At 66.4% G+C, this 396-nt stretch carries 1 pseudogene; it reads right to left on the reverse strand.

The features are described from left to right. Positions 1 to 396 (reverse strand): annotated as a pseudogene (locus tag KW835_RS26650) (hypothetical protein); the annotation flags it as partial.

The following is a 396-nucleotide window of genomic DNA, read 5'->3' on the forward strand; positions in this document are numbered from 1 at the left end:
CCAGCAGGTTGGCCAGGGTCTTGGTGCTGGCGGGCTTGGCCGCTGCGCTGCTGTACAGCGGCTCGGTCTTGAACACGCGCTGGCCCAGGCCGTTGTGGGCGTATTTGGTCTGGGGGGCGTCTGCGCCCTGCCCGGTGGTGGCACTTTCCATGCGCCCTTCGCTGTCGTACTGGTAGCTGATGAGGCCGTCGCCCAGCAAATCACCTGCGTTGTTGTACTGGTAGGTGACGTTGCTGGTGGCGGTGTTGCCCCCTTGGCTGGTGGTTTGTGCAAAGCCCAGCAGGCGGTTGTGGGCGGCGTCGCCGCTGTAGGTGCGGCTGGTGGTGGTACCCGCCACATCCCGGGTGCTGGCCGTGCGGTTGCCGTTGGCGTCGTACTGGAAGCTGGCGCTGTCTG

The organism is Acidovorax sp. sic0104, from assembly GCF_019219095.1.
Lineage (GTDB): Bacteria > Pseudomonadota > Gammaproteobacteria > Burkholderiales > Burkholderiaceae_C > Acidovorax.